This window comes from Sulfitobacter sediminis (assembly GCF_040811725.1).
GTDB lineage: Bacteria > Pseudomonadota > Alphaproteobacteria > Rhodobacterales > Rhodobacteraceae > Sulfitobacter > Sulfitobacter sediminis.
In genome coordinates this window covers 36,677-43,259 of record NZ_JBFNXX010000022.1, presented here as the reverse complement: position 1 = coordinate 43,259, position 6,583 = coordinate 36,677, and the positions used below count along the sequence as shown (strand labels likewise).

Below are 6,583 nucleotides of genomic sequence, written 5' to 3'. Positions count from 1 at the left end.
TCCGCCGCGAGAATTGCCGAAAGCCTACGTTCCATTCTCTCTTCCCTTGGGGACGAAGGCTAACTCACGCAGTCTGGCCATGCCAGAATGAAAGCAGTCGCTTTTCGTCGCTTTGCATTCCTGCACGCGGGAACTTGCTCCAAAGCAGGCAATTCGAGGACCGCTTCGTTCGCAACTGAGACATCGGAAGTAGTCAAAACGAGTGGCCGGTGTTGGCAAAGGCGGTCGTTGCAGCGCGAAAGCGGACGTTGCCGCGGCGAGAGCCAGTCATGAGTGGCCGCTGACGGCAGCTTTCCGATCATCTGATGAAAAGACTCGGATGTCACAGAAGAGCCCAAAGCACACCTTGGGCATCAAAGAAGCGGTTGATGAATCTGTTGAGCAAATCTTGCTGCTTTGAAGGGTTTTAGATCGCTCGGATTCATGCAATATTTCAAACTCTGCAGCAGCTCTAAGGGTTGACCATGAAACGTCGATTGGCAGCGATCCTAGCAGCTGACATCGTGGATTACTCTCGTATTGTCGGCACGGACGAAGCTGCCGCGCTAGCTGCCTTGCGCCTGTTCCGCGCAGAAGTCCTTGGCCCGACTGTTGCAGGTCATCGGGGTAAGATTATTAAGTCGATGGGTGATGGGTGGTTGGTTGAGTTCAGCTCTGCTGTAGAGGCTGTGAACTGCGCAATACAAACTCAGGAACGGGTCTCAGACAACAATTTAATCACGCTAAGGATAGGTGTGCACATTGGTGACATAACCCATGAGGAGGATGATATCTTTGGTGACGGAGTAAATGTTGCAGCGAGATTGGAGGCTTGGGCTGAGCCTGGAGGCATAGCAATTTCTGACTCTGTCTACCTGAGCTTGGATGGCACTCTGACACCTTCGTTTGATGATGAAGGCGATCAAGAGCTTAAGAACATTGCCAGACCCATTCGCATCTGGACAAAGGCTGCAACTACAGTCGAACGTAAGGTGCAGAACAGGCAATTACGTGCGAACGGTTACTCACAGCTGTCGATTTCACCTGTTGCGACTTCTGACGAACGTATGGATGTCCAGGAACTGGCGGAGGGTTTGACAGGTGACCTTGATGACAAGTTGACTGCGGTTCGCTGGTTGACGGTTGCCGTTCGGGAAAAACCCAATCCACAAGACTACTTTATGAAAATTGTGCTTCGAACTCGAGACGATCGCCTTCGACTGGAAGTCCGATTGTTCGAGCCAATGGGCAGGCAGATCTGGTCCAACAAGTATGATGGAAACTTGTCTGAAAGTTTCGATTGGCAAGACACAACAGGTGAAGCCGTATCACTAGAAGTCATAAGCAAACTACTGGACGCGGAAAGTGACCGTCTAGCACGTATTCCACCACAGGATCGAACCGCCGAAGAATGCCTCGTTGAGGGGTTCATGCAAATACGCATGGGCGATGCGCGTTCATTCGGTGACTCTTTATCAAGTTACACTCTTGCAATCGAAAAGGACCCAGAGCTAGCCGATGCCTACGGGGAAGCGATTTGGACAACATACGCTGGTATGACCGTAGGATTTGACTCGGTAGAACCTTTTTACAAGAAACAGTTCCAGGATTGGGTTGCTCGTGGTCGTCGCCTGGTCGGCCAAAGCACGATACTCAGCGTAGCGATCGCTCTGGCGGATTTTCAATCGAATAGGGACGCCACCCCTTTGCGGAATGCCATTGCCGGTGCTCTCCGACGCAACCCCACTGACGCAAATGTGTTGTCTATATCAGCTTGGTCTGCGATTTGGTGCGGGGAGACAGCGATCGCTCTTGATTGCTTCCGAAAATTCGAGCGGTTTGGAAAATTTCATCCTTATTCGGTTCCAGTGAGAGGTGGCAGCGCTCTGGCAGCGCTCCAGATGGGCAATGACAAGCTTGCCATTTCAGTGGCCCAAGAGGGGCTGAAACTTTCGAGTACGTACCCCACTTTCCATGCGGTCTTAGCTTCAGCTTACGCGCTTTCAAAACAGTCTGACAAAGCTGCGGCAGCGCTGGCAATGTACCGCGAACTAGTGCCAGACCGGACGATCTCTTCTTGGAAAGCCATGAACGATTACGGTGGGTCAGAAGGGGGCAAACGTTATTTTGAAGGGCTGCGAATGGCTGGTCTTCCTGAATAGCTGACATTGCTAGATTACAAAATTAGAAATCAAACAAGAGGTCTGCTTCGTCCGCAACTCGGACTTAGAGCCTGGTCCCCCGAGGGTCTGCTTTCGGCATTTAAGCAGCCATTCACGCCAGAAACTGCGCAACGAGGCTCACTGAAGCTGCATTCACCACAAAGACGTAGGTCTGAGACCGTCGGCGCGATGGCCCTCAACCTCGGCGAGGGCCAACTCCTTCCAGTCTGCCCTTATTCGTTCGCCTGAGATGCAGTCTCCGGCTCGGAGTATGTTGACAATGTCTTGCCCGGAAAACAGGCGCACAGGATAGCGATCCGCTTCAATCTCCCTCTGTGTCTGTTCTGAGTACCAAGAGGTCGTAAAATACAATCCGAACTGGCCTCGCCCAAGCCGTGCCACAAGACGTGAAACCTGATCCGGTGTGATAGCCGTCTTGTAGCGTTTGGCTTCTCCGAGGAACTCGATCTCATAGTCAATTGGATATGGCATCTTAAACATGCCGAAGAAGTCGATGCCGTGGTCACCGGTCCTTCTGGTTCGCGTAACGCGATGCTCCAGACCTGGAACGATGTCCGGGAGCTTGTCGATCAGGGCCACGGTGAACGCCTCAAATTCAGCGGGCGTGAGTGCAGCAACTTCTTCAAGGACCTTCTCATCATCTGATCCGGCAGCCGGAACCTGTTGCTGTTTGCTCCGAACCTTAGAAGACCAGACCTGCCGCCGTTCTATCTTACCCTTGATTGCCTTCTGCCAGACTTCGGGGGCAAGTTTCCTGTCGACCTCACGAACATCGCTGGCAATGACGCGTTGCCGAAGCCACTCTGCAGGAACCGTCTCGGTGTCGAGAATGGAAAGAAGTATGCGTAGATTCTTGATCGGTTTCCCTTCGTCCTCAAACCACGCATGTCTGACGTCAGATAAGGCACAAAGACCATTGAATGTCAGCCAGCCGGATTTCTGCTTTGAGAAATGCAGGATTGGTGGCATCTCATCCAGTCGGCCGGCAAGCCGCAGATTGTTGGCCGCCTCGATCCGGGCATTGCCAGGGAATTGGTTAAATAGCTTGTCCCGCGTCGAAAATTTCGCATCACCCCAATAGTAGATGTTCCCACCGACTTCATCGACGACGTCGTCCCAAGGGTTGTGATGATGGGCGGACATGTCCCGAGTAACCAAAACGAAGAAGGCAGGAATTGCTCGGCGGGTTTCCGGGTCCAACGGCCCATTTTGAACAGGATCTTTGTACCGAATGCCCCCGGTATTCTTAATAGTACCAGCCGACGTGTCGAGCCAAAATAGAAGCTCATCGCCAACCGTTCGCCGCCCAATATCCCGATGTTGATGGCCTACACGCCAGAACTCTCCGCTCATCACAATCCCTTTAAATCAAAAGACGTTGTTGCCCACGAAGATCGCGGACCGCACCGAGGAAATCCCCGACACCCATGAGCCACGCACGCTGGTCAACCTGATAAGTGCTGTGCAATGAGGCGGGCAGCACAAGCTGCAGGCCCTGACCTCGCATCTCAGCTGTCTGAATTTTGGAAATTGCAGGCTCCAAGGTGAGCAGATGCTTCTTCCGGATACGGTCCGCCTCCGCCAGAACCTGCCGCCATCGATCCTTGCAGCTTGTTTTCACGGCCAGCATAGCGAGCTGATCGTCCGGATAGCGGCGGTCGGCGTATTCATCCTCGCCGGGAAACAGAAAGTCGGCAGCATTCCGTTTCTCTGTTGTGGCTTCGCGCGTGTATCTGATCTCGTGAGCCTGCAGAATGGCTTCAACATGGTGTCCGAAGGCATAGCCTGCCCGGGATTTCCGCCGGTTCTGGACGCTCAGCGAAAAGCTCAGGAACCCGTCGACATCCGCCTTCTCTGCCTCCATGAAACCAGCCTTCAGGCGATCTGAAACAATTTCACGCTCCAGATGCCGGAAGAGCGCTTCCTCATGCTCCATCCAGGCAACAAGTGCACCATCAGGGTCGCCAAGCGGATCGACATCAGGCAAGGTTTCCCGGGCGAACACAGAGAGCGGAATGGTTCCTGGAAATGCCCGCCCAAATTTCTCAATCAGCAGATCAAAAGCATCTGGCTCCGGCTCTTCTCTCTCAAAGCCCAGATCCGCAAGTACACTTCGCGCCGCGAAGCCAAGTTCAACCGCGTCATCGCGATTGAGGCGGCGCGCGACAGATCTCCCCTCGAAAAGATCCAGCCCGAAGAGCCACAAAAGCTGCTGACCGATCGTTGCCCCCTCTGGCGTAAGCAGCACCATCAGTCTGCCATCTTTTGTCCGGGCAATCACAACCTGATCGCCGACCCGGGCCCGATGGACCACTGGCTCGGACTCCGCCGCATAATAGAGGTGGTACTCGGGGCTCCGACCTTCCTTCCCGCGACGGACGTCGCTCCAGGTGCAAAAAGAGTTCAGCTGGATGGGTTCCGCGTCCTCGTCATCTTCCAGCCAGTAGAAGGTCGCTGAGAACGTCTGCTTTTCGGCTGGCGTGCCCAGAAAGGCCCGGAAGCCGCTGACGCCCTGGAACTCGTGCTGGTTTGAGCGCTGTCGGTTAATCTCGACCTCGGTCAGCACCTTGGCCCCGGCGCCCTCAAAGAGATCTGCCAGAACACCGAATTTCATGAGGACACCACCACCGCCTCATCTTTGGGAGAACCCTGAAGGCTAAGGTCTCCATCTGGTGCATGAAGCCAATCGGATACAGCATTCAGGAGTTCATCGACCGGCCGACGCTGGCGCCCCTTCAAGGCACATTCCCAGACAACCCCGACGCGCCAACCGGACTGATGCAGCGCCGTTTTGCTTGTCTCATCCCGGGCGACATTAGCCCCTATCTTTTGACGCCAGAATTCTTCCCGCGTGCTTGGCCACTTGAAGAGATGGCAGCCGTGGCCATGCCAGAAGCAACCATGGACGAAGAGCGCGGCGTGATGTTTCGGAAAAATAAGATCCGGGCGTCCGGGCAGCTTTCGGTCGTGCAGCCGGAAGCGGAAACCGCGGGCGTGGAGCCCGCGGCGGATCATCATTTCCGGCTTGGTGTCAGCGCCCCGGATCGCCGCCATGTTTCGGCTTCGTGTCGCCTTGTCGTGAACATCAGCCAACTCTGCTTACCGGCTCCGCCTGCTTGCTGGTCAGACACAGGATATGCGGTCTCATGATCCTTGCAACCTCGGCGAAGACCGGCACCGCGACTGAGTTCCCGAACTGCTTGTAGGCCTGGGTATCGGAGACCGGGATCCGGAAATCTTCGTCGTAGCCCATGAGGCGGGCGCATTCGCGCGGTGTCAGACGCCTCGGATTTCTTCCCTCGCCGCGGCTGACGAGGATTTCCGATCCATCCTTGTAGTACCGGGCCGACAGCGTGCGAGCGATACTGTCGCCGTCAACGAGGCCAAATCCAAAGCCGTTGCCCTTTGCACGGTGTTTTGCTGCATAGTCCTGGAGATACTGCCAGAGCTTGTCTGTCAGGGTGTATTTGTCGCTGACGATGGCGTCATCGCCGACCGTGTAGTGCCGCTCCGGCGCCTCCAGACCGTTTTCCGGGTGCAGGATATCCCGCATCACACGGTGCCCACGCCTCGGAAGATCAATATCATCGAAAGAGAACGGCACCTCTTCCCGGAACCCAACAATAATGATCCTCTCGCGGTGCTGGGGCACGTAGTGTGCGGCATCGATGATACGGGTCTGGAGGGTATAGCCGAGGTCGTCCTCAAGCTTGCGGCGGATCACCTCGAACGTCCGGCCCCGGTCATGGCTTTTCAGGTTCTTGACGTTTTCGAGCAGGAAAGCTGCCGGGCGATGTGCCATCAGGATGCGCAGGACATCGAAAAAGAGCGTACCCTGCGTCTCGTCATCAAAGCCATGCAGGCGCCCCAGCGCGTTCTTCTTTGAGACTCCAGCAATCGAGAACGGCTGGCACGGAAACCCGGCCACCAGTACATCATGATCCGGAATCGCCGCAGCATCGACCTCGCGGATATCACCAACGATGGGTCGGTTGTCTGGGAAGTTCGCAAGATAGGTCTGCTGCGCGTATTTGTCCCATTCTGAGGTGAAGACACAGCGTCCGCCCGCGCTCTCCATCGCTTTCCGCAGACCGCCAATCCCGGCAAAGAGGTCGATGAAGGTGAAGCCGCCGCCGCTGTCCGGCCCTCGCCGCTGGTTGATTTCCAGCTCCAGCAGGCGGATGATCCCGTCCCGCGGCCGCTCTTCGCCCCGGATCCAGCGATAAATATGACCCTCTGAATAATCGAGGTGCTTTGCTGCCTGGGGTACAGAATAGCCTGCCTTCCGGAGAAGGATCTCAAAGTCCGTCATCACCACTCACCGCCCTGGGAATTTTTCTGACACTATGGCGGGGGCCCACACATTGAACAAGAACATTCTGCGGACATATGGTAGATTTTCTGTAAGACCATACCGCATC

5 protein-coding genes are annotated in these 6,583 nt (G+C 55.4%); 1 reads left to right on the top strand and 4 read right to left on the bottom strand.

Features of this window, described 5'->3' with window-relative positions; genetic code table 11:
* The first annotated feature begins 464 nt into the window (after positions 1-464).
* On the top strand, positions 465-2,141 hold the full coding sequence (locus tag AB2B41_RS19705) for an adenylate/guanylate cyclase domain-containing protein (protein WP_367879541.1): 1,677 nt from the start codon (positions 465-467) through the stop codon (positions 2,139-2,141).
* Positions 2,142-2,294: 153 nt separating this feature from the next.
* On the opposite strand, the gene AB2B41_RS19700 is transcribed toward AB2B41_RS19705, so the two are convergent.
* From AB2B41_RS19700 to dcm, 4 genes are read right to left on the bottom strand one after another with little or no spacing between them, the layout of a single operon-like run.
* A complete protein-coding gene (locus AB2B41_RS19700; protein ID WP_367879540.1) occupies positions 2,295-3,515 on the bottom strand; it encodes a restriction endonuclease in 1,221 nt (406 codons plus the stop codon).
* 10 nt (positions 3,516-3,525) lie between these two features.
* The gene (locus AB2B41_RS19695) at positions 3,526-4,776 is read right to left on the bottom strand and encodes a type II restriction endonuclease (protein WP_367879539.1); all 1,251 of its coding nucleotides are present in this window, start codon (positions 4,774-4,776) and stop codon (positions 3,526-3,528) included.
* A complete protein-coding gene (locus AB2B41_RS19690) occupies positions 4,773-5,255 on the bottom strand; it encodes a very short patch repair endonuclease (protein ID WP_367879538.1) in 483 nt (160 codons plus the stop codon). The genes AB2B41_RS19695 and AB2B41_RS19690 overlap by 4 nt, the downstream gene beginning before the upstream one ends.
* A complete protein-coding gene (gene dcm, locus AB2B41_RS19685) occupies positions 5,248-6,474 on the bottom strand; it encodes a DNA (cytosine-5-)-methyltransferase (protein ID WP_367879537.1) in 1,227 nt (408 codons plus the stop codon). Before dcm ends, AB2B41_RS19690 begins: the two co-directional genes overlap by 8 nt.
* Positions 6,475-6,583: the final 109 nt, after the last annotated feature.

Bases quoted from the DNA above. Each gene is read 5' to 3' on its own strand.
- AB2B41_RS19705 (WP_367879541.1), top strand. From the start codon at position 465: ATGAAACGTCGATTGGCAGCGATCCTAGCAGCTGACATCGTGGATTAC.
- AB2B41_RS19700 (WP_367879540.1), bottom strand. From the start codon at position 3,515: ATGAGCGGAGAGTTCTGGCGTGTAGGCCATCAACATCGGGATATTGGG.
- AB2B41_RS19695 (WP_367879539.1), bottom strand. From the start codon at position 4,776: ATGAAATTCGGTGTTCTGGCAGATCTCTTTGAGGGCGCCGGGGCCAAG.
- dcm (WP_367879537.1), bottom strand. From the start codon at position 6,474: ATGACGGACTTTGAGATCCTTCTCCGGAAGGCAGGCTATTCTGTACCC.